General features: G+C 71.1%; 23 protein-coding genes. 13 read left to right on the top strand and 10 right to left on the bottom strand.

Going from position 1 to position 24,271, the window contains the following annotated elements; all coding sequences use genetic code 11:
- Position 1 precedes the first annotated feature (1 nt).
- The 4 genes from QC385_RS17355 to QC385_RS17370 form a co-directional block, all read right to left on the bottom strand.
- Positions 2-1,672, bottom strand: coding sequence for an alkaline phosphatase D family protein (locus QC385_RS17355; RefSeq protein WP_279542233.1), 1,671 nt, complete (start codon positions 1,670-1,672; stop codon positions 2-4).
- 92 nt (positions 1,673-1,764) lie between these two features.
- Positions 1,765-2,583 (bottom strand): DsbA family protein, encoded by an 819-nt coding sequence (locus tag QC385_RS17360; protein ID WP_279542234.1) that lies wholly within the window; start codon positions 2,581-2,583, stop codon positions 1,765-1,767.
- Positions 2,584-2,661: 78 nt separating this feature from the next.
- Positions 2,662-3,357, bottom strand: a complete 696-nt coding sequence (locus QC385_RS17365) for a hypothetical protein (RefSeq protein ID WP_279542235.1) — start codon at positions 3,355-3,357, stop codon at positions 2,662-2,664.
- A 91-nt stretch (positions 3,358-3,448) separates the two neighbouring features.
- Complete coding sequence (locus tag QC385_RS17370) at positions 3,449-4,774, bottom strand: DUF2252 domain-containing protein (protein WP_279542236.1); 1,326 nt, start codon at positions 4,772-4,774, stop codon at positions 3,449-3,451.
- A gap of 268 nt (positions 4,775-5,042) precedes the next feature.
- On the opposite strand from QC385_RS17370, the gene dnaE reads away from it, so the two are divergent.
- Positions 5,043-8,582, top strand: coding sequence for a DNA polymerase III subunit alpha (gene dnaE / locus QC385_RS17375; protein WP_279542237.1), 3,540 nt, complete (start codon positions 5,043-5,045; stop codon positions 8,580-8,582).
- Positions 8,583-8,893: 311 nt separating this feature from the next.
- Here the strand turns inward: dnaE and QC385_RS17380 are convergent, their stop codons facing one another.
- A complete protein-coding gene (locus QC385_RS17380) occupies positions 8,894-9,058 on the bottom strand; it encodes a hypothetical protein (RefSeq protein ID WP_020277572.1) in 165 nt (54 codons plus the stop codon).
- A gap of 222 nt (positions 9,059-9,280) precedes the next feature.
- Here QC385_RS17380 and QC385_RS17385 point away from each other — a divergent pair, with 222 nt between their 5' ends.
- From QC385_RS17385 to QC385_RS17400, 4 genes are all read left to right on the top strand, one after another.
- On the top strand, positions 9,281-10,492 hold the full coding sequence (locus tag QC385_RS17385; protein ID WP_279542238.1) for an NYN domain-containing protein: 1,212 nt from the start codon (positions 9,281-9,283) through the stop codon (positions 10,490-10,492).
- Positions 10,493-10,615: 123 nt separating this feature from the next.
- Positions 10,616-11,590 (top strand): ABC transporter ATP-binding protein, encoded by a 975-nt coding sequence (locus QC385_RS17390; protein ID WP_279542355.1) that lies wholly within the window; start codon positions 10,616-10,618, stop codon positions 11,588-11,590.
- A gap of 196 nt (positions 11,591-11,786) precedes the next feature.
- Positions 11,787-12,608 carry an ABC transporter permease gene (locus QC385_RS17395; protein WP_279542239.1) on the top strand — a complete coding sequence of 274 codons (822 nt, stop codon included), beginning with the start codon at positions 11,787-11,789 and terminating at the stop codon, positions 12,606-12,608.
- A 56-nt stretch (positions 12,609-12,664) separates the two neighbouring features.
- Positions 12,665-13,417: an AAA family ATPase gene (locus tag QC385_RS17400; RefSeq protein WP_279542240.1), complete on the top strand. Its 753-nt coding sequence runs from the start codon at positions 12,665-12,667 to the stop codon at positions 13,415-13,417.
- A 136-nt stretch (positions 13,418-13,553) separates the two neighbouring features.
- On the opposite strand, the gene ybaK is transcribed toward QC385_RS17400, so the two are convergent.
- The 4 genes from ybaK to QC385_RS17420 form a co-directional block, all read right to left on the bottom strand.
- Positions 13,554-14,054 (bottom strand): Cys-tRNA(Pro) deacylase, encoded by a 501-nt coding sequence (ybaK, locus tag QC385_RS17405; protein WP_279542241.1) that lies wholly within the window; start codon positions 14,052-14,054, stop codon positions 13,554-13,556.
- 94 nt (positions 14,055-14,148) lie between these two features.
- Entirely contained in the window at positions 14,149-14,889 is a 741-nt protein-coding gene (locus tag QC385_RS17410; protein ID WP_279542242.1) for an LON peptidase substrate-binding domain-containing protein, read from the bottom strand.
- An 11-nt stretch (positions 14,890-14,900) separates the two neighbouring features.
- Positions 14,901-15,932, bottom strand: a complete 1,032-nt coding sequence (locus QC385_RS17415) for a hypothetical protein (protein WP_279542243.1) — start codon at positions 15,930-15,932, stop codon at positions 14,901-14,903.
- Between the two features lie 121 nt (positions 15,933-16,053).
- Positions 16,054-17,631, bottom strand: coding sequence for an oxidoreductase (locus tag QC385_RS17420; protein ID WP_279542244.1), 1,578 nt, complete (start codon positions 17,629-17,631; stop codon positions 16,054-16,056).
- Positions 17,632-17,809: 178 nt separating this feature from the next.
- On the opposite strand from QC385_RS17420, the gene hisD reads away from it, so the two are divergent.
- From hisD to hisF, 8 genes are read left to right on the top strand one after another with little or no spacing between them, the layout of a single operon-like run.
- The gene (gene hisD / locus QC385_RS17425; protein WP_279542245.1) at positions 17,810-19,135 is read left to right on the top strand and encodes a histidinol dehydrogenase; all 1,326 of its coding nucleotides are present in this window, start codon (positions 17,810-17,812) and stop codon (positions 19,133-19,135) included.
- Entirely contained in the window at positions 19,132-20,244 is a 1,113-nt protein-coding gene (locus tag QC385_RS17430) for a histidinol-phosphate transaminase (protein ID WP_279542246.1), read from the top strand. Before hisD ends, QC385_RS17430 begins: the two co-directional genes overlap by 4 nt.
- Positions 20,241-20,834, top strand: a complete 594-nt coding sequence (hisB, locus tag QC385_RS17435) for an imidazoleglycerol-phosphate dehydratase HisB (RefSeq protein WP_003989586.1) — start codon at positions 20,241-20,243, stop codon at positions 20,832-20,834. Before QC385_RS17430 ends, hisB begins: the two co-directional genes overlap by 4 nt.
- Positions 20,831-20,995, top strand: coding sequence for a hypothetical protein (locus QC385_RS17440; protein WP_279542247.1), 165 nt, complete (start codon positions 20,831-20,833; stop codon positions 20,993-20,995). The genes hisB and QC385_RS17440 overlap by 4 nt, the downstream gene beginning before the upstream one ends.
- Positions 20,992-21,636 (top strand): imidazole glycerol phosphate synthase subunit HisH, encoded by a 645-nt coding sequence (gene hisH / locus QC385_RS17445; RefSeq protein ID WP_279542248.1) that lies wholly within the window; start codon positions 20,992-20,994, stop codon positions 21,634-21,636. Before QC385_RS17440 ends, hisH begins: the two co-directional genes overlap by 4 nt.
- Positions 21,633-22,358: a bifunctional 1-(5-phosphoribosyl)-5-((5-phosphoribosylamino)methylideneamino)imidazole-4-carboxamide isomerase/phosphoribosylanthranilate isomerase PriA gene (gene priA / locus QC385_RS17450; RefSeq protein ID WP_279542249.1), complete on the top strand. Its 726-nt coding sequence runs from the start codon at positions 21,633-21,635 to the stop codon at positions 22,356-22,358. Before hisH ends, priA begins: the two co-directional genes overlap by 4 nt.
- The gene (locus QC385_RS17455; protein WP_086849371.1) at positions 22,355-22,756 is read left to right on the top strand and encodes a Rid family hydrolase; all 402 of its coding nucleotides are present in this window, start codon (positions 22,355-22,357) and stop codon (positions 22,754-22,756) included. Before priA ends, QC385_RS17455 begins: the two co-directional genes overlap by 4 nt.
- The gene (gene hisF, locus QC385_RS17460; protein WP_193506998.1) at positions 22,753-23,508 is read left to right on the top strand and encodes an imidazole glycerol phosphate synthase subunit HisF; all 756 of its coding nucleotides are present in this window, start codon (positions 22,753-22,755) and stop codon (positions 23,506-23,508) included. The genes QC385_RS17455 and hisF overlap by 4 nt, the downstream gene beginning before the upstream one ends.
- Positions 23,509-23,594: 86 nt before the next feature.
- Here hisF and QC385_RS17465 read toward each other — a convergent pair whose 3' ends face one another.
- Positions 23,595-24,230 (bottom strand): TIGR03085 family metal-binding protein, encoded by a 636-nt coding sequence (locus tag QC385_RS17465; protein WP_279542250.1) that lies wholly within the window; start codon positions 24,228-24,230, stop codon positions 23,595-23,597.
- Positions 24,231-24,271: the final 41 nt, after the last annotated feature.

A 24,271-nucleotide genomic window follows, 5' to 3' on the forward strand; every position in this document is an offset into this window, starting at 1 on the left:
GTCACGCCGGGTCGTAGGCGCGCTCGACCTTCTGGGTGCCGCTGCGGGTGCGGTACGAGCGGACCCACTTGGCGGTCGTGTCCCGCTTCGTGCGGTCGGAGACGACGTAGTAGTCCATCTGCGCGCGCTCGGCCGTGATGTCCAGCACGCCGAAGCCGTGGCGGTCGGTGTCGACCCAGTGGACGTGCCGGTTGGCGGCGCGGATCACGGGTGCGGCGACCGCGGAGACCGTGCCCTCGGGGACCTTGACGATGTCGTCGAGGTTGTCCGAGGTGACCGAGGTGACCACGAACTCGGTGGCGGCCGACGGGGACAGCGGGTACGTGCCGGCGTCCACGGGCACGTCGTTGGCCCACGCCATGTGGATGTCGCCGGTGAGGAAGACGGTGTTGCGGATGGCGTTGGACCGCAGGTGCGCCAGGATCTCGCGGCGGTCGTCGGTGTAGCCGTCCCACTGGTCGGTGTTGAGGGCGAGGCCCTCCTGCGGCAGGCCCAGCAGCTTGGCCAGCGGCTTCAGCAGATCGGCGGAGAGCGAGCCGATGGCGAACGGCGAGACCATCACCGAGTTGCCGACCAGCCGCCAGGTGGTGTCGGACGCCTTCAGGCCCGCCTTGAGCCAGTCCAGTTGGGCGCGGCCGGTGAGCGTGCGGTCCGGGTCGTCGACCTCGCCGTCGCCGACCTTGACCTGCTGCGAGCGGAAAGAGCGCAGGTCCAGCAGCGAGAGGTCGGCCAGCTTGCCGAAACGCAGCCGGCGGTAGGTGGTGCCCGCGATCGCCGGGCGCACCGGCATCCACTCGAAGTAGGCCTGTTTGGCGGCGGCCTGGCGGACGGACCAGGTGCCCTCGGCGCCCGCCGTGTGGTTCTCGGCGCCGCCCGACCAGGCGTCGTTGGCGAACTCGTGGTCGTCCCAGATCGCCACGACCGGGGCCGCCGCGTGCAGCGCCTGGAGGTCGGGGTCCGTCTTGTAACGGGCGTGCCGGACGCGGTAGTCGGCGAGGGTGACGATCTCGTGGGCCGGGGCGTGCGGGCGGACGACCGTGCCGCGGGTGCCGTACTCGCCGGTGCCGTACTCGTAGATGTAGTCGCCGAGGTGCAGCCAGGCGTCCAGGTCGCCGCGGGCCGCGAGATGGCGGTACGGGGAGAAGTAGCCGGCCTCCCAGTTGGCGCAGGAGACCACGCCGAAGCGCAGGTTGGTGACGGCCGTGTCGGGCGCCGGGGCGGTGCGGGTGCGGGCGGCGGAAGAGTCGGTGCCCCCGGCGGAGAAGCGGAACCAGTAGTCCGTGCCCGGCTCCAGGCCGCGGATGTCGGCCTTCACGGTGTGGTCGGAGGCGGCCGTCGCGGTGGTGGAGCCCTTGGCGACGACGGTGCTGAACGCCTTGTCCCTGGCGACGATCCAGCTCACCTCGGTGTCCGGGCCGAGCCCGGAGCCGGGTATCGCCTCTGGAACGGGCGTCACGCGGGTCCACAGCAGGATGCCGTCCGGCAGCGGGTCACCGGAGGCGACGCCGTGCAGGAAGGCGGGAGCCTGGTCGACGGCGCGCGCGGGCAGGGTCCCTGCCAGCGGCCCGGCCAGGACAGCGGTCGCCGCCGCGGCCTTGACGACCGTACGGCGGCGTGGGGTGAGGGAGTTGAGACCCTCGGACGTGTTCGATGATCTGTATCGACTGGTCACGAGCGATCAGGTTACTGGTCGGTATGCACCGGAGCGGGCGAACTCCGGAAGTTCGCCCGCCCTTCACATGCCGGCCGGTCCCTGACCTGCCGTCACTTCTTGAGGGCCTCGCCCACGACCCGGTTGAAGTCGGCCACCGTCATCAGCGGCGTGCCCTGGTTGTCGGCGGTGAGCTGCTTGCCGTCCATGACGAAGCCCGGGGTGCCCTGCACGCCGTCCTTGTTGTCGTCGAAGGTCTTCGACATGGCCATCGCCCAGGCGTCGTAGGTGCCCTTCTCGACCGCGTCCTGGAACTTCTTGTTGTTCTTCAGCTCCGGGACGGTGTTGGCGACCTTGATCAGGTAGCTGTCCTTCTTGAACTCGTCGGTCGTCTCCTCGGGGTGGTACTTCGCCGAGTACAGCGCCGCCTTGTAGTCGAGGAACGCCTGGTCGCTGACGTTCAGCGCGGCACCCAGAGCGCTCAGCGCGTTCTTGGAGCCCTCGCCGTTGTCCTTGTTGTCGATGAAGGTCGCGCCGATGAACTGCATCTTGTACTTGCCGTCGTCGATGTCCTTCTTCACGGTCGGACCGACGGTCTGCTCGAACTGGGCGCACACGGGGCAGCGCGGGTCCTCGTAGATCTTCAGGGTCTTCTTGGCCGAGTCCTTGCCGATGACGACCGTGGTGCCCTTGCTGCCCGTGGTGTTGGCCGGGGCGACGACCTTGGCGTCCTTCTGGCCCTCCCAGTACGTGGGCTTGTTGGCCTGGACGACCGCGTAGCCGATGCCGCCGGCTATCGCCAGGACGCCGACTATCGAGGCGGCGACGATGATCTGCCGCTTGGCCTTCGCCCGCTTGGCCTCGCGCTCGCGCTCGATGCGCAGCCGCTCACGGGCCGCCGTCTTCGCCGCCTGGCTGTTCCGCTTGCTCATGGTGATGTTCTCCGTCGGGGACGCGCACAGTTCGTGTGCGGGATACGTAAGGGGGACTGGCGGTGCTCGAAAGGTGCCTCACGCGAAGGCGGGCGAGCACGGCGGTCCACGTCGTCCCGGACAGTGGGCGAGGATCCGGTCGCGGGCGGTGGGCGTGCGGTCGGCGGTCCGCGACGGCAGCCTGGGCCCGGCCGGGTCCCGGGTCACCGTCACGGCGGCGACCGCCAGCAGCAACGGCCGGAACGTGCTCGCCGCCACCGCCCGCAGCAGCTGGGCCAGGGCCCGCTCGCCGCGGCGCAGCCAGACGGCGGCGGTCAGTCCCACGCCGACGTGCGCGCCGAGCAGCAGCCAGGCGGTGGCCGGGTCGGCGTGTGCGACCACGGCCGCGAGCCGGTCGGTGCCGGTGGCCCCGGCCATCCGCGCCAGCGGCGTGCCGACCTCGCCGCCGCCGCACAGCACGTCCAGGCCGACCGACCGCAGCGGGCCGGCGACCGGGCCGCCCGACCGGCCGTAACAGGCGTGCTGTCCCGTGGTGAACACCGTGTCGGCGGCCAGTTCCAGCGGGATCAGCAGGGCCGCGATCCGTCCGAAGGAGCGTTCGCGGCCCGCCAGGGCGTACGCGATCACGAACACGGCGGCGGCGACCGCGGCCACCGTGCCCATCGGCAGCGGGACCCGGGACAGCAGCACGTGCGACGCGGTGCTGAGCGTCACGACCACTGCCGTGAACAGCGCCGCGCGTACGGCTCTGAGCTGGATCCCGGATATGTCCATAGCGAGAGGAGAGTCTGTCACGGGGGCCTGTAAGGGACCCCTAAAGGATGCCTGTGAGAGAGCGGGCGGCCAAAGCCCCGGCTCAGGGCCCTTACAGCCCCGGGATCCGGCCGTTGCGGAACAGGTCCACGAAGGTCTGGTGGTCGGCACGCGCGCGTGCGCCGTAGCCGTGCGCGAAGTCGGTCAGCAGCGGCGCGAAGCCCTCCTCGTCGCCCGCGATCGCCGCGTCGATGGCCCGCTCCGTGGAGAACGGCACTAGGGACTCGCCGGACTGGTCGTCCGCCGCCGAGTGCATCGTGGCCGTGGCCCGGCCGAGGTCGGCCACCACCTGGGCGATCTCCTCAGCGTCGTCGATGTCGCCCCAGTCGAGGTCCACCGCGTACGGCGAGACCTCGGCGACCAGCTGGCCCGCGCCGTCCAGCTCGGTCCAGCCCAGCCACGGGTCGGCGTGCGCCTGGAGGGCGCGCTGGGAGATGACCGTGCGGTGCCCCTCGTGCTGGAAGTAGTCGCGGATCGCCTGGTCCGTGACGTGCCGGGAGACGGCCGGGGTCTGGGCCTGCTTGATGTAGATCACCACATCGTTCTCCAGGGCGTCGCTGTGGCCCTCCAGGAGGATGTTGTACGACGGCAGCCCCGCCGAGCCGATGCCGATGCCGCGCCGGCCGACGACGTCCTTGACGCGGTAGGAGTCCGGGCGGGCCAGCGAGCTGTCCGGGAGCGTCTCCAGGTAGCCGTCGAAGGCGGCGAGCACCTTGTAGCGCGTGGCCGCGTCCAGCTCCACCGAGCCGCCGCCCGGGGCGAAGCGGCGCTCGAAGTCGCGGATCTCCGTCATCGACTCCAGCAGCCCGAACCGGGTCAGCGACCGGGCGTCACGCAGCGCGTCCAGCAGCGGGCCCTGTGCCGTGTCCAGCGTGAACGGCGGCACCTCGTCGCTCTTGGCGCCGGTGGCCAGGGCGTGGATCCGCTCGCGGTAGGCGACCGCGTAGATCGTCACCAGCTCGGAGATCTGCTCGTCGCTGAGCGCCTTGGCGTACCCGATGAGGGCGATGGAGGCGGCGAAGCGCTTCAGGTCCCATGTGAAGGGGCCGACGTAGGCCTCGTCGAAGTCGTTGACGTTGAAGATCAGGCGGCCGTTGGCGTCCATGTACGTGCCGAAGTTCTCCGCGTGCAGGTCGCCGTGGATCCACACGCGCGAGGTGCGCTCGTCCAGGAACGGCCCGCCCCGCTTCTCCTGCCCCAGATCGTGGTAGAAGAGGCACGCCGTGCCCCGGTAGAACGCGAAGGCCGAGGCCGCCATCTTCCGGAACTTCACGCGGAACGCGGCCGGGTCGGCGGCCAGGAGCTCGCCGAAGGCGGTGTCGAAGACGGCGAGAATTTCCTCACCGCGGTGCTCGTCGTCGAGCTGCGGGAACGACATCGCTGGGTGCCTCCTGGTGGTGCGTCTGGGGACGGCAGGTCCGCCCTCTGCGTAAACGTGCGGCGGTCCGCGGGAGTGCCCGCGAGCCCCGCACGAAGGTACGCGGGTCAGGCCCCCGGGTGTCACTGGCGAGGCATAGACTTCGACGCTGTCCCCCAGACTGTCCGCAGCCTGTCGGGCCCCATTCGACGAACGCCCACCCGTCACCCGACCACCACCCCTCAACGAGGCGCTTCGCGCCGCACCTGTTCTCTTGGAGGCCGCAGCCGTGTCAAAGCCGCCGTTCACGCACCTGCACGTCCACACCCAGTACTCGCTGCTGGACGGTGCCGCGCGGCTGAAGGACATGTTCAACGCGTGCAACGAGATGGGCATGACGCACATCGCCATGTCCGACCACGGCAACCTCCACGGGGCGTACGACTTCTTCCACTCCGCGCAGAAGGCCGGGGTCACGCCGATCATCGGCATCGAGGCGTACGTCGCGCCCGAGTCGCGCCGCAACAAGCGCAAGATCCAGTGGGGCCAGCCGCACCAGAAGCGGGACGACGTCTCCGGTTCCGGTGGTTACACCCACAAGACGATGTGGGCGGTGAACAGGACCGGCCTGCACAACCTCTTCCGGCTCTCCTCCGATGCGTACGCCGAGGGCTGGCTCCAGAAGTGGCCCCGGATGGACAAGGAGACCATCGCCAAGTGGTCCGAGGGCATCGTCGCCTCCACCGGCTGCCCCTCCGGCGAGGTCCAGACCCGGCTGCGCCTCGGCCACTTCGACGAGGCCCTCAAGGCCGCCGCCGACTACCAGGACATCTTCGGCAAGGACCGCTACTTCCTGGAGCTGATGGACCACGGCATCGAGATCGAGCACCGGGTCCGCGACGGCCTGCTCGAGATCGCCAAGAAGCTCGGCATCCCCCCGCTGGTCACCAACGACTCCCATTACACCTACTCGCACGAGGCGAGCGCCCACGACGCCCTGCTGTGCATCCAGACCGGCAAGAACCTCTCCGACCCCGACCGCTTCAGGTTCGACGGCACCGGCTACTACCTGAAGTCCACGGACGAGATGTACGCCATCGACTCCTCGGACGCCTGGCAGGAGGGCTGCGCCAACACCCGGCTGATCGCCGAGATGGTCGACACCACGGGCATGTTCGAGAAGCGCGACCTGATGCCCAAGTTCGACATCCCCGAGGGGTACACGGAGGTCAGCTGGTTCCGCGAGGAGACCCTGCGCGGCATGCACCGCCGCTTCCCGGACGGCATCCCGGACGACCGCATGAAGCAGGTCGAGTACGAGATGGACACCATCATCTCGATGGGCTTCCCGGGCTACTTCCTCGTGGTCGCCGACTTCATCATGTGGGCCAAGAAGCAGGGCATCGCGGTCGGCCCCGGCCGAGGCTCCGCGGCCGGCTCGATCGTCGCCTACGCCCTCGGCATCACCGACCTCGACCCCATCCCGCACGGACTGATCTTCGAGCGGTTCCTCAACCCCGAGCGCATCTCCATGCCCGATGTCGACATCGACTTCGACGAGCGCCGGCGCGTCGAGGTGATCCGGTACGTGACGGAGAAGTACGGCGCCGACAAGGTCGCCATGATCGGCACGTACGGCACCATCAAGGCCAAGAACGCGATCAAGGACTCCGCGCGCGTGCTGGGCTACCCGTACGCGATGGGCGACCGCCTCACCAAGGCCATGCCCGCCGACGTCCTCGGCAAGGGCATCAACCTCGACGGCATCACCAACCCCGAGCACCCCCGCTACTCGGAGGCGGGCGAGATCCGGGCGATGTACGAGAACGAGCCGGACGTGAAGAAGGTCATCGACACCGCCAAGGGCGTCGAGGGCCTGGTCCGGCAGATGGGCGTGCACGCCGCCGGCGTGATCATGTCCAGCGAGACGATCACCGACCACGTTCCGGTCTGGGTCAGGCACACCGACGGCGTGACCATCACGCAGTGGGACTACCCGAGCTGTGAGTCGCTCGGCCTGCTGAAGATGGACTTCCTCGGTCTGCGCAACCTGACGATCATGGACGACGCCGTCAAGATGGTGAAGTCCAACAAGGGGATCGACATCGATCTCCTGAGCCTCCCGCTCGACGACCCCACGACCTTCGAACTGCTCCAGCGCGGCGACACCCTCGGCGTCTTCCAGTTCGACGGCGGCCCCATGCGCTCGCTGCTGCGGCTGATGAAGCCGGACAACTTCGAAGACATCTCCGCCGTGTCGGCCCTGTACCGCCCGGGCCCGATGGGCATGAACTCCCACACGAACTACGCGCTGCGCAAGAACGGGCAGCAGGAGATCACGCCGATCCACCCGGAGCTGGAGGAGCCGCTCAGGGAGGTCCTGGACGTCACCCACGGCCTGATCGTCTACCAGGAGCAGGTGCAGAAGGCCGCCCAGATCATCGCCGGCTATTCGCTCGGCGAGGCCGACATCCTCCGCCGCGTGATGGGCAAGAAGAAGCCCGAGGAACTGGCGAAGAACTTCGTGCTGTTCAAGGAGGGCGCCCGCAAGAAGGGCTACAGCGACGAAGCCATCCAGGCGCTCTGGGACGTGCTGGTCCCCTTCGCCGGCTACGCGTTCAACAAGGCGCACTCCGCCGCGTACGGACTCGTCTCGTACTGGACCGCGTACCTCAAGGCGAACCACCCCGCCGAGTACATGGCCGCGCTCCTGACGTCCGTGAAGGACGACAAGGACAAGTCGGCCGTCTACCTCAACGAGTGCCGACGCATGGGCATCAAGGTGCTCCCGCCGGACGTCAACGAGTCGATGTCCAACTTCGCGGCCCAGGGTGACGACGTGATCCTCTTCGGCCTCTCCGCCGTCCGCAACGTCGGTACGAACGTCGTCGAGTCGATCATCAGGTGCCGCAAGGCCAAGGGGAAGTACACCTCGTTCCCGGACTACCTCGACAAGGTGGAGGCGGTGGTCTGCAACAAGCGCACCACCGAATCGCTGATCAAGGCCGGCGCCTTCGACGCCATGGGTCACACCCGCAAGGGCCTGACCGCGCAGTACGAACCGATGATCGACAACGTGGTCGCGGTCAAGCGCAAGGAGGCCGAGGGGCAGTTCGACCTCTTCGGCGGCATGGGGGAGGAGCAGAGCGACGAGCCGGGCTTCGGGCTCGACGTGGAGTTCACCACCGAGGAGTGGGACAAGACCTATCTGCTCGCCCAGGAGCGGGAGATGCTCGGTCTGTACGTCTCCGACCACCCGCTGTTCGGCCTGGAGCACATCCTGTCCGACAAGGCCGACGCGGGCATCTCCCAGCTGACCGGCGGTGAGCACGCGGACGGCGCGGTCGTCACCATCGGCGGCATCATCTCCGGCCTCCAGCGCAAGATGACCAAGCAGGGCAACGCCTGGGCCATCGCCACCGTCGAGGACCTCGCCGGCTCGATCGAGTGCATGTTCTTCCCGGCGACCTACCAGCTCGTCTCGACCCAACTCGTCGAGGACGCCGTGGTGTTCGTCAAGGGCCGCCTCGACAAGCGCGAGGACGTGCCGCGGCTGGTCGCGATGGAGCTGCAGGTCCCCGACCTGTCGAACGCGGGCACCAACGCGCCCGTCGTACTGACCATCCCGGCCACGCGGGTCACCCCGCCGCTGGTCAGCAGGCTCGGCGAGGTCCTCAGCCACCACAAGGGCGACAGTGAGGTCCGGATCAGGCTCCAGGGCCCGACCAAGACGACCGTGCTGCGTCTGGACCGGCACCGGGTGAAGCCGGACCCGGCGCTCTTCGGCGACCTGAAGGTGCTGCTCGGTCCGTCCTGCCTGGCGGGCTGACCTAGAGGGTGTCCGCAAAGTCCCGCCTGCCCCGCGACGCCCGGCACGCTCCCCCACTGCCTTAAGGGCGTGGGAGGTGCCCCCACTCGCCGCACCGGCCGAAAGCCCGAGTACGCCCAGTACGAGGGCTTCCGGCCGGCAGGCCGAGAGCACGCACCGGACGCCGCGGGGCCCGCCCTCCGGGCGGACGACGGGATTTTGCGGACACCCCCTAGCCCGCAGACGGCTCTTGACGCGCGTGAGGGGCGTACCCGGTACCTGGTACGCCCCTCGCGCATGTGCGCGGGTCTCAACAACCCGTCACACAGATGTCAGTTGTGGCCGAAGCTGCGCTTCCGCTTGCGGGACGCCACGTCGCCGGGGGTCAGCTCGACCTCGGGCTGGGGCTCCGCCTCGGCCGCGGGGCTGCGGTCCGCACGCTGACCACGCTCGGTAGGACGCTGCTGCTTACGGTCACGGTTCTTGTTCTTGGCCATGGTGATGCCTCCTGTGGGGGATCTAGGGGCCAGGGCCGGGACCAGATTCACACAGGCCGACAACGATCGCATGTCGGACAATTACCGTGCGTGACAGGGCTGGTCGCGGCGAGAACCCCGGAAACGCCACGCCGAAGATCGAGTTCCGGCCGTTAACCTCCGCGCCGTCGGGCAGACTCGAAGCAAGCCCGAAGCAAACCTCCCGGGAAGAGGGTGAGTCGTGTGGACCGCTGCATCGTCCTGGTGGACGCGGGGTATCTGCTGGGGGCAGCGGCGAGTCTCCTCGCCGGGGAGCCCTCACGATCCCGTATCACCGTCGACCACACCGCCCTCATCCAGGGGCTGCGCGAACGCGCCGAGTCGGACACGCAGCAGCCGCTGCTGCGCATCTACTGGTTCGACGGCGCCCCCGACCGGGTCCCGCAGCCCGAGCACCGCAGGCTGCGCGTGATGCCCCGGGTCACCGTCCGGCTGGGCGCGCTGACCCGCAGCGACGGCCGCTGGGCGCAGAAGGGCGTGGACGCCGCGATGCACGCCGAGCTCACCGAACTGGCCCGCAACCGCGCCTGCTCCGACGTCGTCCTGGTGACCGGGGACGGCGACCTGCTGCCGGGCATGATGGCCGCCAAGGAGCACGGCGTCGCCGTCCACCTGTGGGCCGTGCAGGCCGCCGACGGCGACTACAACCAGTCCGAGGACCTGGTCGCCGAGGCCGACGAGCGGCGCGTCCTGGACCGGGCCTGGATCACCAAGGCCGTCCGCGCCAAGGAGCACACCGGCGTGTGCGCCCCGCAGCCCGTGCCCCGGTCCGAGATCGCCGCGATCCTCTCCGCCCCGCTGCCCGAGTCCGCGCTCGCCGCCGCGGCCGAGCGCCCCGACCCGCAGCCGCAGCACCCCGCGGACGGTGCCGGGCGGAACGGCGGGGAGGAACGGGCGCCCGCCGCCAAAGGCGTCCCCACGCCCAAAGACCTGGCCGCCCTGCGAGCCCCCGGCACCCAGCACGCCCAGCAGCCCGCCTCCGCCACCCTCCGCTGGTCCTCCGACAAGGGCTGGGTCGACCGGCCCACGGCCGAGCCCCCCGAGGCCGCCTCGATGCCGACGCTCGCCCAGCTGACCACGGCCGAGCAGCGGTGGGCCGACCGCGAGGAGGACATCACCACCGTCGGCGGCGACCCCTTCGAGGTGGGGCAGGTCTTCGCCCGGCGCTGGGTCGAGCGCCTCGGCGACCAGGGCCACCTGCAGAAACTGTCCGGGATGTACCCGCGCATCCCGCACCGGGTCGACGGGGAGCTGCTGCGCTACGCGGCCCGCTTCGGTCTGCTCGCCCACAAGGACGACCAGATCGACGAGCGGGACCGGTACGCCATCCGGGCCGGTTTCTGGAAGGAGATCGGCGTGCGCACGGGAGTGGAGCACGCGCCCGTCGGCGAATGAGAACTTCGCCGGCGGATTTCCCGCCCCGGACCGACCCGAGAGCGGACCGGGCGCGCCGACCCCGTAGTCTCGTCCCTTGTGAGTAAGCGCGCGGCACAGGCATTTCGGCACGATGGTGACGTCGTGTGCGCGGTGCGCGGGCTGACCAAGACCTATCCGGCGGTACGCGCCCGGCGCGGCGCGCCCGGTACACCCGAGGTCCGGGCCACGGACGACGTGACGCTGGACATCCGGCGCGGCGAGATCTTCGGCCTGCTCGGGCCGAACGGCGCCGGCAAGTCCACCCTCGTACGGCAGCTCACCGGACTGATGCGCCCCGACCGCGGCAGCGTGGAGATCCTCGGGCACGACATCGTGCGCCACCCGGAGCGGGCCGCGCGGATCCTCGCCTATCTCGGGCAGGAGTCGACCGCCCTCGACGAGCTGACCGTGTCGCTCGCCGCCGAGACCACCGGGCGGCTGCGCGGCCTGGACGTACGGCGGGCGCGGGCCGAGCGGGACGACGTACTCGACGAGCTGGGGCTCGCGCCGCTCGCCGGGCGGCCGCTGAAGAAGCTCTCCGGAGGCCAGCGGCGCCTGGCGTGCTTCGCCGCGGCCCTGGTGGGGGAGCGGCCGCTGCTCGTGCTCGACGAGCCGACCACCGGCATGGACCCGGTGGCGCGGCGGGCCGTGTGGTCCGCCGTCGACCGGCGGCGGGCCGAGCGCGGGACGACCGTGCTGCTCGTCACCCACAACGTCATCGAGGCCGAGACCGTGCTGGACCGGGTGGCCGTCCTCGACCGGGGGCGGGTGATCGCCTGCGACACGCCGACCGGCCTCAAGGAACAGGTCGCCGGCGAGGTGCGGGTCGACCTGGTGTGGCGCGACGCCGCGCCGCTGCACGTCCCCGAGGTGGCCGCGCTGCGGGACCGCGCCGTGGAGTCGGGCCGCCTGTGGACGCTCCGGCTCGGGCCCGAGGAGGCCCGGGCGGTGGTCGCCACCGTCACGGGCGGGGCCGCCTTCGCCGCCCTGGACGACTTCACGCTGGCCACGCCGAGCCTGGAGGACGTGTACCTGGCCCTGGGCGGTGCCGCGCAGCAGGGGCTGGTGAAGGCGTGAGGAGTGGCGAGGCCTTGAGCGCGGGGGCCTGGAACATGGCGGCCTCGAATGTGACGGCGTCGAACGTGACGGCCTGGAACATGACGGCCTTGAACGTGACGGCCCGGAATGCGGCGGTCTTGAGTACGCAGGGCGCCGCGTACGTACCGAACAGGGCGACTGCCGCAGTGGACCCGACGAAGGGGAGCAGCGCGACGTGAGTGTCGTACCCGCCGATGTCCTGCCGGGCAGTGCCCTGGCCGTGGACGAGCCCGCCGCGTGCGCGGCCGAGCTCGGACCCCGGGCGCGGCTGTGGCCGTCGCTGGCGGCCGTGTACCGGGCGCAGCTGTCCCGGGCGCGGGTCGCGCGGATCCCGCTGCTGTTCGTGGCGACCTTCCAGTCGATCGGGATCATGATCCTGATGCGCGGGGTCGTGGACGACGGAGCCGAGGCGCAGGCCGTCGTCGCCGGGTCGTCGGTCCTCGTGGTCGCCTTCGTCGCGCTGAACCTTCTCGCGCAGTACTTCGGTCAGCTGCGGGCCAGCGGCGGACTCGACCACTACGCGACGCTGCCGGTGCCGCCGGCGGCGGTGGTGCTGGGCGCGGCGGGCGCGTACGCGTCGTTCACCGTGCCGGGGACCGTCGTGACGGCGGTGTTCGGCTGTGTGCTCTTCGGGCTGCCACTGGCCCATCTGTGGATCCTCCTGGCCGTGATCCCGCTGGCGGGCGCCGCGCTCGCCGGGCTCGGGGCGGCGCTCGGGCTGCTCGCGCCCCGGCCGGAGCTGGCCACGCTGCTCGGGCAGCTGGGCATGTCGGCGGCGCTGCTGCTGGGCGTGCTGCCGGCGGACCGGATGCCGGAGGTCGTGCGGTTCGCGCGGGATCTGCTGCCGTCGACGTACGGCGTGGAGGCCTTCGCGCGCACGTTCGGGCCGAACCCCGACTGGGCCTTCGTGCTCGGCGACCTCGCCGTGTGCGGGTTCGTGGGCGTCGTCTCGCTGGCCGTGGCGACCTGGGCGTACCGCCGGGCGGCCGTCCGGTGAGCGGGGAGGGATCGTCCGGTGACGCGGGGCACAGGCGGGCCTGGCACGATGGCAGGGTGACCGCACCACTCAATCCGCCGCCGCCACCGCATGAACGTTCCGCACAGGATTCGTGGCCGCCGCCGGGCGCCGGCCCCAAGGCGCACGGGTCCCAGCTTCACGGGTCCCAGGCTCATGAGGCTCAGGCTCCTGGGTCTCAGGCTCCTGGCTCTCAGCAGGCCGAGTACGCCGGACACGGCTGGTACGGGCAGGACGACGGGCCCGACATGAGGACGGAAGTGCGGGAGGCCGGCGTGGTCGCCCTGGCGGTGGCGCTCGGCGGGGCGCTGCTGGGCGTGCTGTGGTGGTGGCTCGCGCCGCACGTGCCGCTGGTCGGCGACGTGGTCGAGGGGAACTGGGTCGTCTACCTCAAGGACACCGAGGGGGAGCAGGCCGTCGGGGTCGACGGCACGTTCACGCTGCTCGCGCTGGCCTTCGGGGTCGTCAGCGCCCTGGCCGTGTTCCTGCTGCGGCGGCGTGGGGGTGTGCCGCTGGTCGTGGGGCTGGCCGTCGGGGGGCTGCTCGGATCGTTGCTGGCCTGGCGGGTCGGGGTGTGGCTCGGGCCCGCGGAGGACGTGGTCGCGCATGCGCGGGAAGTGGGGCGGGGGGTGACGTTCTCCGCGCCGTTGAGGCTGGGGGCGAAGGGGGCGTTGCTGGCCTGGCCGTTCGCCGCGCTGGTGCTGCATCTCGGGTTGACGGCGTTGTTCGGGCCTCGGGATCCGGAGCCGGAGTTTTCGGACGGGCCGTATCAGGCACCGCCGGTTGCGTAGCGCTCGGAGCTGGTGCCGGGTGGGTCCGCAGCCCAGCCCGGCGGAGCGGGGTGCCGCTCTCTTTTAGGGACGGGCGCCGCCCTGCGGGCACCTCCCAGGCCCTTAAGGCACTGGGGGAGGGACGACTGTCCGCAGGCTAGGTGCGCCCGACAGGGGCCAGCACAGCCCCCGTCAGCTTTTGCAGGTCCTCCGGGGCCAGTTCCACCTCCAGGCCCCTCCGGCCCGCCGAGACGCAGATCGTCGAGTGTGCTGAAGCCGAGGCGTCGAGCACCGTCGGGAGCCTCTTTCGCTGGCCCAGCGGGGAGATGCCGCCCCGGACGTACCCCGTCGTGCGTTCCGCCAGTGTCGGGTCGGCCATCGTCGCGCGTTTGCCGCCCACCGCCGCTGCCAGGGCCTTCAGGTCCAGCTGGCCCGCCACCGGGACCACGGCGACCGTCAGCGTGCCGTCGACGTCCGCCACCAGGGTCTTGAAGACGCGGTCCGGGGAGACGCCCATCGCCTCGGCCGCCTCCTCGCCGTAGGAGGGGTGGGAGGGGTCGTGGTCGTAGGAGTGGACCGTGAACTCCGCGCCCGCCGCCGTGAGGGCGACCGTCGCGGGGGTGCCGCCCGGCTGCTGCTTCTTCGACTTCTTCGCCATTGCGTCCGCTTCGGTTGAGACTCGTCTTGGTCGAGCCCCGTCGTCGGTTGAGCCCCGTCGTCGGTTGAGCCCCGTCGTCGGTTGAGACTCGTCTTCAGTTGAGACTCGTCGGGCCGCGCGTCAGGTCCGACGACGGCAACGACGGCAGATTACGGATGATGGCCGTCTCGGAGCGAAGGAGTTTCAGCTCGTCGCGCAGGCGGGAGGCCGTGTCGGGCGCCTGGAGCAGGCGCTGCTTGGTGGGGGTGTCCAGCATCATGGCCGCGGCCACCAGGTACGACACCACACCGGGCTCGTCGGGCAGGTCGGCGCCGGTCGTCAGGGACCGTTCCCGTGCGCCCGCCAGCCGCTTCTGGTACTGGCGGAAGGACCGCAGCACCCCCTCGGCCAAGGGCGCCGCCTCGTCGCCGGGTTCCTCCGAAAGCGTCTCCAGCTCGGCCGTCAGGAACGGACCCGACGCCTCCACCGACAGCAGCCGGACCCGGTTCGTGCCGGTCGCCAGCACCTCGAAGGAGCCGTCGGTCCGCTCGCGGATCGTCGCGGCGTCCGCGATACAGCCCACCTTGTGGAACGCCTTGGTCGGGTCCGTGCCGAAGCCGGCGGCGGGCCCTCGCTCGGGCAGGGACGTGGGGTCGGGCATGCCGGGCGCGCTCGGGGCCACCTCGTGGCCGTCGCGGATCGCCACGACGGCGAACCGGCGCGACTCGTCCTCCGGCGTCTTCAGCAGCTCGCGCATCATGGCGCGATACCGCTCCTCGAAGACGTTGAGCGGGAGCACGAGCCCCGGGAACAGCACCGAGTTCAGGGGGAAGAGGGGGAGCCGGACGGTGGTCACGACGCAAAAGCCTAATGGTCGCGGGAGCGGGCTCGTCCGCCCCGTTCACTCCGTGGATGCCCGGGCGGCCGGCCGGCCGCCTCGGCCAGGATGTCGTCGCGTACCCGGAGGAAGTGGCCGAGCGGGTCGTCGGACACCTGGTCCCAGGGGAACGAGGTGGCGTACGGGCCGTTCAGGCGCAGCTGTTCCTGGGCGTCCTGCCAGCGCTCCAGGCGCACCAGGACGAAGACGAGCAGGTTCCGCATGCGGGCCGGCCAGGGGTCGGCCACCGGCAGTCGCAGGGACAGCGCGATCGCCCGGTCGGCGGCCGCGTCCAGCCGTTCGCGCGGCAGCTCGGGCCCGCAGTCGTCGGTGAGATAGCCGAAGGCGGCCCGCAGTGGCAGCGCCTGGACGAGCGCGTCGGCGGGCGCGTCCTGCGCGGCCCGGTCGGCGAAGTCGAAGCACTCCTGGTGCGAACCGTGCCAGGACGCGGCCAGATAGCGCAGGGCCGACTCGTGACAGCCGTAGTGGTGCGGGGCGCGGCGGACGGCCGCCGCCCACAGTTCCTCGAAGTAGCTGTGTCCGGCCCGGGCGCCGCGCGCGTGGTCCAGCGCGAGCCGCCAGGGCACGGGATCGCCGTGGTCGGCCCGCGCGGCGGCCGTGATCAGCGGGCTCACCTCGCGCAGCGCCTCGGCCCGGGCCGGTGACTGCCAGGCGCGGTCCACCGCCAGCTGGGCCTTGAGCAGCAGCGCGTCCGGGGCCTGGGGGGCGGCGGCGAGCCAGGCGTCCAGCCAGTCGGGGCGCGAGCGGGCGAAGGCGGCCAGCCGGGTGACGTACCGGTCGCGCCGCTCCCACTCGGCCGCGGTCCGGGTGGCGCGGAGCAGCCCGGCCGCCGGTCCGTGGTCGTCGCGGGCGGCCGCGACCAGCGCCGGACTGAGCCGCGCGTCGGGCGCGTCGAGCAGCACCTCGTCGTCGGTGCGCGGTCCGCCGGCGAGGTGGGAGGCGGTCCTTGTCATCCGGCTCGCGCGGATGAACGGCAGCTGTATTGCCATGGTGCCGACCATTGAAAGTCCGCTGGTCACAGCGGCGCCAGATCGTTCGGGGAAATCGCGGAAAGTTGTACGCCGAAGAGTCAAGAGACGGTAAAACTGTGACAGTTCAACAACGGCCATCACATGCGCAACACTAGTTGCGCCGCAGCAACCGCGTCGCCCCCGCCGCCACCGTCGTCGCCAGGACCCAGCCCAGCAGGATCAGGGCCGCCGCCAGCCACTGCCAGCCACCGCGCAGCTGCCAGAAGCCCACCTGGCCGAGGTCGATGACCGGCAGCAGCAGATCGAGCGTGAACAGCGTGGGGTTCCACTCCGGATGCTCACCACGCTTCAGCGGCGGGTGCCCGGCCTGGGCGAAGGCGAACGAGCCCGCCGCCCACAGCACCGCCATCCACACCGCGGCCCGGGCCGGCCGGTACCCGTAGGCGACCGTCCAGTCCTGTGCGTAGCCCCACAGCTTGGCGGCCGGCGGCAGGCTCTCCCGGTGCCGGCGCTGCTTGGCGAGCAGCACCTCGCGGGCGTCCTCGTCCTCCCCGCCGGCCCGCAGCACGGCCGCGAGCCGCTCGTACGGCTCCGGGTTGTACTCGGCGGTCGCCGCCGCCACCCAGTCCAGCCGCTCGGCCAGCGGGAACGGCCCGCGCGGCACCAGGTTCTCGTAGGCGAAGCCGCCCATGTGCAGCCGCCCCGGGCCGGGCCAGGCGTCCGCCCGGTCCATCAGGTTGACGATCTTCGCCCCCGACAGCACGACACGCCCGCGCGCGGGACGCTCGCCGAGGAACCGCAGCTCCGGCGTCTGCACCCGGCGCAGCGACAGCTCCTGGTCGTCGGTGAGGGTGAACCGGGCCTGCTCGAAGTCGACCGCGTCGCCGAACCGCCCGTCGTCCAGCCGGATCCCGCCCTCGCACGAGAACCGCTGGATCCGCGTCCCGCGCGCCGGGGTCATCCCGCTCATCGCCTGGGCGCCGACGCCCGCCGGGGTCAGGTACAGGCTGCGCTCGACGGTCAGCTGCGGGGCGTTGAAGGCGAGCCGCTGGTACGGGTTGGACAGGCGGGCGCCGCGCAGGCTCAGGGACACGCCGATGGTGGCGGCGCGCATGCTCAGCTCGCCGTGCGACTCCAGCAGCTCGGCCTGTAAGTCCTGGCCGACGGTCAGGCCGTCCGCGGCGATCGACCGGCCGTGGCGGTCCCGGTGCACGATCGCCTGGTTGAGCAGCAGGTCCGTGCCGATCTGCGCGTCCGTGAGCCGGATGCCGCGGTGGAAGCGGCAGCGCGGCAGATGCAGATCGCCCTCCGTCTGCACGCGGGCCGCCTCCAGCCTCGGCACCGAGCAGTCCACCATCCGCACGGTCGTGAAGCGGGCCTCCGGCAGCAGCACGTCCTGCTCGAACCGGCACTGGTGCATCTCGACGTACGGCACCACCGTGCCGCCCGCGAGGTCCAGCGAGCCGCTGATCAGCACTCCGGTCAGCTTCAGCGACGACACCCGGCCGGCCAGAGCGGGCGGGCCGTCCAGGAGCAGCCAGCAGACGATCCGGGCCCGCACGGTCCGCTCCTCGCCCCACGGGTGTCCGCCGTGCGGGTCGTCCACCACCGGGTCGCCGCTGCTCAGGTCGTACACGCTGCCGTTGCGGAACGCCTGCCACATTCCGGCCTCCGCCGCGGTCAGGTCGTCGGGCAGCTCCCCGGCACGCACGCCGGCCCCGTCGGTCACGTCTCTTCCTTCCTCCCCGGGTACTCGCGGGTCAGGTGGTTCGTACACCTGTTCATGCCCGCTGAGTGACGCCCCGAACGCGAAACGTGAAGGGGATCTTCCAGGTTCCGACGGCGTTCTGTATCAGCCATTGATACGAGCGAACGGCACGTCATCGGGGTCTGAGAGAATTGAGCACGTGATCTCCCGAATCGATCTGCGTGGCGACGCCCTCCCCGAGGGCCCCGCCCTGCGCGACCTGCTGCCCCGAGCCGAGTTCGACGTACAGGCCGCCCTGGAGAAGGTGCGTCCGATCTGCGAGGACGTGCATCATCGGGGCGACGCGGCGCTGATCGACTTCGCCGAGCGGTTCGACGGGGTCAGGCTCGACCAGGTCCAGGTGCCGGCCGCGGCGCTCACGCGCGCGCTGGAGGAGCTCGACCCGGCCGTGCGCGCGGCCCTTGAGGAGTCCATCCGGCGCGCCCGGACCGTCCACCGCGAGCAGCGCCGCAGCACGCACACCACCCAGGTGGTGCCCGGCGGCTCCGTGACCGAGAAGTGGGTTCCGGTCGAGCGCGTCGGGCTGTACGCGCCCGGCGGCCGGTCCGTGTATCCGTCCTCCGTGGTCATGAACGTCGTGCCCGCCCAGGAGGCCGGCGTCGAGTCCATCGCGCTCGCCTCCCCGGCCCAGGCGGAGTTCAACGGGCTGCCGCACCCGACGATCCTCGCCGCCTGCGCACTGCTCGGCGTCGACGAGGTCTACGCCGCCGGCGGCGCCACCGCCGTCGCGATGTTCGCGTACGGCACTCAGTCCTGCCCGCCCGCCAACATGGTCACCGGCCCCGGCAACATCTGGGTCGCCGCCGCCAAGCGCTACTTCACCGGCAGGATCGGCATCGACGCCGAGGCCGGCCCGACCGAGATCGCGGTCCTGGCCGACGACACGGCCGACCCGGTGCACGTCGCCTCCGACCTGATCAGCCAGGCCGAGCACGACCCGCTGGCCGCCGCCGTGCTCGTCACGGACTCCGTCGAGCTCGCGGACGCCGTCGAGAAGGAGCTGGAGCCGCAGGTCGCGGCCACCAGGCATGTCGACGACCGGATCGTCCCGGCGCTGTCCGGCAAGCAGTCCGCGATCGTCCTGGTCGACGGCGTCGACGAGGGCCTCAGGGTGGTCGACGCGTACGGCGCCGAGCACCTGGAGATCCAGACGGCCGACGCGGCCGCCGTGGCCGACCGCGTCAGGAACGCCGGCGCGATCTTCATCGGCCCCTGGGCCCCGGTCTCCCTCGGCGACTACGCGGCCGGCTCCAACCACGTCCTGCCCACCGGCGGCTGCGCCTGCCACTCCTCGGGCCTGTCCGTCCAGTCGTTCCTGCGCGGCATCCACATCGTCGACTACACCAAGGACGCGCTGGCCGAGGTCGCGCACCACGTGGTCACGCTGGCGGAGGCGGAGGACCTGCCCGCCCACGGCGCGGCGATCAAGGCGAGGTTCGGGTGGAAGGTGCCGGAGAGCAAGTGAGCGACGTACGCATCGACGATCTTCCCGTACGGGACGAGCTGCGCGGCAAGTCCCCCTACGGCGCGCCCCAGCTGGACGTCCCCGTACGGCTGAACACCAACGAGAACCCCTACCCGCTGCCCGAGCCGCTGGTCGAGCGCATCACCGAGCGCGTCCGTGAGGCGGCCCGCACCCTCAACCGCTACCCGGACCGGGACGCGGTCGAGCTGCGCACGAAGCTCGCCGAGTACCTGACGGACACGTCCGGCCACCAGGTCGGCCTGGCCAACGTCTGGGCCGCCAACGGCTCCAACGAGGTCATCCAGCAGCTGCTCCAGACCTTCGGCGGGCCCGGCCGCACCGCGATCGGCTTCGAGCCGTCGTACTCGATGCACGCGCTCATCTCGCGCGGCACGGGCACGGGCTGGATCTCCGGTCCCCGCAACGAGGACTTCACCATCGACCTCGCGGCCGCCGAGCGGGTGATCGCCGAGCACCGGCCGGACGTCGTCTTCGTCACCACCCCCAACAACCCCACGGGCAACGCGGTCCCGCCCGAGACGGTCCTCGCGCTGTACGAGGCCGCACAGGCGGCGAAGCCGTCGATGGTGGTCGTGGACGAGGCGTACATCGAGTTCAGCCACGGCGACTCGCTGCTGCCGCTGCTCGACGGGCGCCCCAACCTCGTCATCTCCCGCACGATGTCGAAGGCGTTCGGCGCGGCGGGCCTGCGCCTCGGCTACCTCGCCGCGCACCCCGCCGTCGTGGACGCCGTCCAGCTCGTCCGGCTGCCGTACCACCTGTCGGCCGTCACCCAGGCGACTGCCCTGGCCGCCCTGGAGCACACCGGCACGCTGCTGGGCTACGTCGAGCAGCTCAAGGCCGAGCGGGACCGCTTGGTCACCGAGCTGCGCGAGATCGGCTACGAGGTGACCGCGTCCGACGCGAACTTCGTCCAGTTCGGCCGGTTCGCGGACTCCCACGAAGCCTGGCGGAAGATCCTCGACCGGGGCGTCCTGGTCCGGGACAACGACGTACCCGGCTGGCTCCGGGTCACCGCCGGAACCCCCGAAGAGAACGACGCGTTCCTCGACGCGGTCCGTGCACTGAAGAAGGAGCAGAGTCAATGAGCCGCACCGGACGCGTGGAGCGGACGACCAAGGAGACCTCGGTCCTCGTCGAGATCGACCTCGACGGCACCGGCAAGACGGAGATCTCCACCGGCGTCGGCTTCTACGACCACATGCTCGACCAGCTCGGCCGGCACGGTCTGTTCGACCTGACCGTGAAGACCGAGGGCGACCTGCACATCGACTCGCACCACACCATCGAGGACACCGCCCTCGCCCTGGGCGCCGCCTTCAAGCAGGCCCTCGGCGACAAGGTCGGCATCTACCGCTTCGGCAACTGCACGGTCCCGCTGGACGAGTCCCTCGCCCAGGTCACCGTCGACCTGTCGGGCCGCCCTTACCTCGTGCACACCGAGCCCGAGAAGATGGCGCCGATGATCGGCGAGTACGACACCACGATGACGCGGCACATCCTGGAGTCCTTCGTGGCCCAGGCGCAGATCGCGCTGCACGTGCACGTGCCCTACGGGCGCAACGCGCACCACATCGTCGAGTGCCAGTTCAAGGCGCTGGCCCGGGCCCTGCGCTACGCGTCCGAGCGCGACCCGCGTGCGGCCGGCATCCTCCCCTCCACGAAGGGCGCCCTGTGAACGGCATCTCGACCCTGCTGATCGTCGTCGGCCTGTTCCTCGCCGGCGGGATCTACTCCTTCATCAAGCAGAAGATGCCCAAGGGCCTGATCGTGCTGCTCTCGATCGGCGCCGCGATGTGCCTGGCGGCCGGTGTCGTGAGGCTGGAGGTGTGGAATTGAGCGCCCCGCAGAAGAAGGTCGTCGTCTTCGACTACGGCTTCGGCAACGTCCGCTCCGCCGAGCGTGCCCTCGCGCGCGCGGGAGCCCACGTCGAGATAACGCGTGACTACGACAAGGCCATGAACGCCGACGGGCTGCTCGTGCCGGGCGTCGGCGCCTTCGCCTCCTGCATGACGGGCCTGCGCGAGGCGCGCGGCGACTGGATCGTCGACCGCAGGCTGTCCGGCGGCCGCCCGGTCATGGGCATCTGCGTCGGCATGCAGATCCTCTTCGCCCGTGGCATCGAGCACGGCGTGGAGAGCGAGGGCCTCGACGAGTGGCCCGGCTCGGTCGAGCCGCTCCAGGCCGAGATCGTGCCCCACATGGGCTGGAACACCGTGGACGCGGCGCCCGGCTCGCGGCTGTTCGCGGGCCTGGACGCGGACGCGCGCTTCTACTTCGTGCACTCCTACGCCGTCCACGACTGGTCGCTGGAGACCCACAACCCGGCGATGGAACCCCCCAAGGTCACCTGGTCCACGCACGGCAAGCCGTTCGTCGCGGCCGTCGAGAACGGCGCCCTGTGGGCCACGCAGTTCCACCCCGAGAAGTCCGGCGACGCCGGAGCCCAGCTCCTCACCAACTGGATCGGAACACTGTGAGCAAGCTCGAACTCCTCCCAGCCGTCGACGTCCGTGACGGCCAGGCGGTCCGCCTGGTGCACGGCGAGTCCGGTACGGAGACCTCCTACGGCTCGCCCCTGGAGGCCGCCCTCGCCTGGCAGCGGTCCGGCGCCGAGTGGCTGCACCTGGTCGACCTGGACGCCGCGTTCGGCACCGGCGACAACCGCGCGCTGATCGCCGAGGTCACCAAGGCGATGGACATCAAGGTGGAGCTGTCCGGCGGCATCCGCGACGACGACACCCTCGCCGCCGCCCTGGCCACCGGCTGCACCCGCGTGAACCTGGGCACGGCCGCCCTGGAGGCCCCCGAGTGGGTCGCCAAGGTCATCGCCGAGCACGGCGACAAGATCGCGGTCGGTCTCGACGTCCGCGGCACGACCCTGCGCGGCCGCGGCTGGACCCGCGACGGCGGCGACCTCTACGAGACGCTGGAGCGCCTCAACAAGGAGGGCTGCGCGCGGTACGTCGTCACGGACATCGCCAAGGACGGCACGCTCCAGGGCCCCAATCTGGAACTGCTGAGGAACGTCTGCGCGGCGACGGACCGCCCGGTGGTGGCCTCCGGCGGTGTCTCGTCGCTCGACGACCTCCGGGCGATCGCCGAGCTCGTCCCGCTCGGCGTAGAGGGCGCGATCGTAGGGAAGGCGCTGTACGCGAAGGCGTTCACCCTTGAAGAGGCATTGGAGACTGTGTCGTCATGAGCGATGCCGTACGGCGCGTGCAGAGCGGAAGTCCCTGGGAAGAGAGTTTCGGTTTCGCGCGCGCCGTGGCGGCGGGCGATCGGGTGCTGGTGGCGGGCACGACACCCTTCAAGGGCGATGTGCTCTACGGGGAGGGCGACCCGTACGAACAGGCCAAGGCGGCCTTCACCAGCGCCCTCGAGGCGATCGGCGAGTTCGGGCTCGGCATCGGGTCCGTGGTCCGGACGCGCATGTATCTGGCACACACGCGCGACCTCGACGACGTGGGCCGGGCCCACAAGGAGCTGTTCGACACCGTGCGCCCGGTCGCGACGTTCCTCGTGGTGGACGGCTTCGTCGACCCGCGCGTCCTGGTGTCGGTGGAACTAGAGGCATTCAGAGGAACGGTGGATTCATGACCCTGGCGGTCCGAGTCATCCCCTGCCTGGACGTGGACAACGGCCGGGTCGTCAAGGGCGTCAACTTCCAGAACCTGCGCGACGCGGGCGACCCCGTCGAGATGGCCAAGGTGTACGACGCCGAGGGCGCGGACGAGCTGACGTTCCTGGACATCACCGCATCGTCGGGCAACCGCGAGACGACGTACGACGTGGTGCGCCGCACGGCCGAGCAGGTGTTCATCCCGCTCACGGTCGGCGGCGGGGTGCGTACGGCCGAGGACGTGGACAAGCTGCTGCGGGCCGGCGCGGACAAGGTCGGCGTCAACACGGCCGCGATCGCCCGCCCGGAGCTGATCCGGGAGATCGCGGAACGCTTCGGCCGCCAGGTCCTGGTCCTGTCGGTGGACGCGCGCCGCACCGAGTCCGGCTCGTTCGAGGTGACCACCCACGGCGGCCGCCGCGGCACCGGCATCGACGCCGTCGAGTGGGCGCACCGGGCCGCGGAGCTGGGCGCCGGCGAGATCCTGCTCAACTCCATGGACGCGGACGGCACCAAGGACGGCTACGACCTGGAGATGATCGCGGCCGTGCGCAAGCACGTGACGGTCCCGGTCATCGCCTCGGGCGGCGCGGGCCGGCTGGCGGACTTCCCGCCGGCCATCGCGGCGGGCGCGGACGCGGTGCTGGCCGCGTCCGTGTTCCACTTCGGCGATCTGCGCATCGGCGAGGTCAAGGAGACGCTGCGGGAGGCGGGTCACCCGGTGCGGTGACCCACCTGTCGGGAGCCCCGGTCGCGTGCTGCGGCCGGGGTTTCTCCATGCGCCCTCAGGTCCCGGTACGCCCTGGGACGGTCGCCTCAGATCCCGAGCTGCTTGCTCTCGTGCAGTTTCGCGATCGCGTTCTCGTCGCCGTCCAGGTCGACCTTGGCCGCGCTCTGGCGGCCGTAGGAGAACAGAACCAGTTCGGAGGGTTCGCCGGTCACCGTGACCACCGGGGTGCCGCGCTGGGCGACCGCTGTCTGGCCGTCCGGGCGGCGCAGCACCAGGCCCGTCGGGACGCTGCGTCCCATCAGCCGGGCCGTGCGTTCCAGCCGGGACCACAGGGCGTCCTGGAAGACCGGGTCGAGCTCGCGCGGCGACCAGTCGGGCTGGGCGCGCCGGACGTCCTCCGCGTGGACGTAGAACTCGATGATGTTCGACATCTCGTCGACCGGCTTGAGCGAGAAGGGCGAGAAACGCGGCGGGCCCGTACGGATCAGCTGGACCAGCTCCTCGTACGGCTTGTCGGTGTACTCCGCCATCACCCGGTCCAGGCGTGGCGCGAGCTGCTTGATCAGTATCCCGCCGGCGGCGTCCGGGCGGCGCTCGCGCACCACCACGTGGGCGGCGAGGTCCCGGGTCGTCCAGCCCTCGCACAGAGTGGGCGCGTCCGGGCCCGCGGTCTCCAACAGATCGGCGAGGAGAAGTCGTTCACGCTTGGCATGGGTCGACATGCGGCCCAGCCTACGACCGGCTCGGAGGTCCGCACAGTGGA

Origin of the sequence: Streptomyces sp. DH10, assembly GCF_029813805.1 — a bacterium.
GTDB classification, from domain to species: domain Bacteria; phylum Actinomycetota; class Actinomycetes; order Streptomycetales; family Streptomycetaceae; genus Streptomyces; species Streptomyces coeruleofuscus.

What these genes read in the sequence shown, in the direction of transcription:
- QC385_RS17360 (WP_279542234.1), bottom strand. Translation starts at nt 2,583, where the DNA reads ATGAGCAAGCGGAACAGCCAGGCGGCGAAGACGGCGGCCCGTGAGCGG.
- QC385_RS17365 (WP_279542235.1), bottom strand. Translation starts at nt 3,357, where the DNA reads ATGGACATATCCGGGATCCAGCTCAGAGCCGTACGCGCGGCGCTGTTC.
- QC385_RS17370 (WP_279542236.1), bottom strand. Translation starts at nt 4,774, where the DNA reads ATGTCGTTCCCGCAGCTCGACGACGAGCACCGCGGTGAGGAAATTCTC.
- QC385_RS17380 (WP_020277572.1), bottom strand. Translation starts at nt 9,058, where the DNA reads ATGGCCAAGAACAAGAACCGTGACCGTAAGCAGCAGCGTCCTACCGAG.
- ybaK (WP_279542241.1), bottom strand. Translation starts at nt 14,054, where the DNA reads ATGGCGAAGAAGTCGAAGAAGCAGCAGCCGGGCGGCACCCCCGCGACG.
- QC385_RS17415 (WP_279542243.1), bottom strand. Translation starts at nt 15,932, where the DNA reads ATGGTCGGCACCATGGCAATACAGCTGCCGTTCATCCGCGCGAGCCGG.
- hisB (WP_003989586.1), top strand. Translation starts at nt 20,241, where the DNA reads ATGAGCCGCACCGGACGCGTGGAGCGGACGACCAAGGAGACCTCGGTC.
- QC385_RS17455 (WP_086849371.1), top strand. Translation starts at nt 22,355, where the DNA reads ATGAGCGATGCCGTACGGCGCGTGCAGAGCGGAAGTCCCTGGGAAGAG.
- hisF (WP_193506998.1), top strand. Translation starts at nt 22,753, where the DNA reads ATGACCCTGGCGGTCCGAGTCATCCCCTGCCTGGACGTGGACAACGGC.
- QC385_RS17465 (WP_279542250.1), bottom strand. Translation starts at nt 24,230, where the DNA reads ATGTCGACCCATGCCAAGCGTGAACGACTTCTCCTCGCCGATCTGTTG.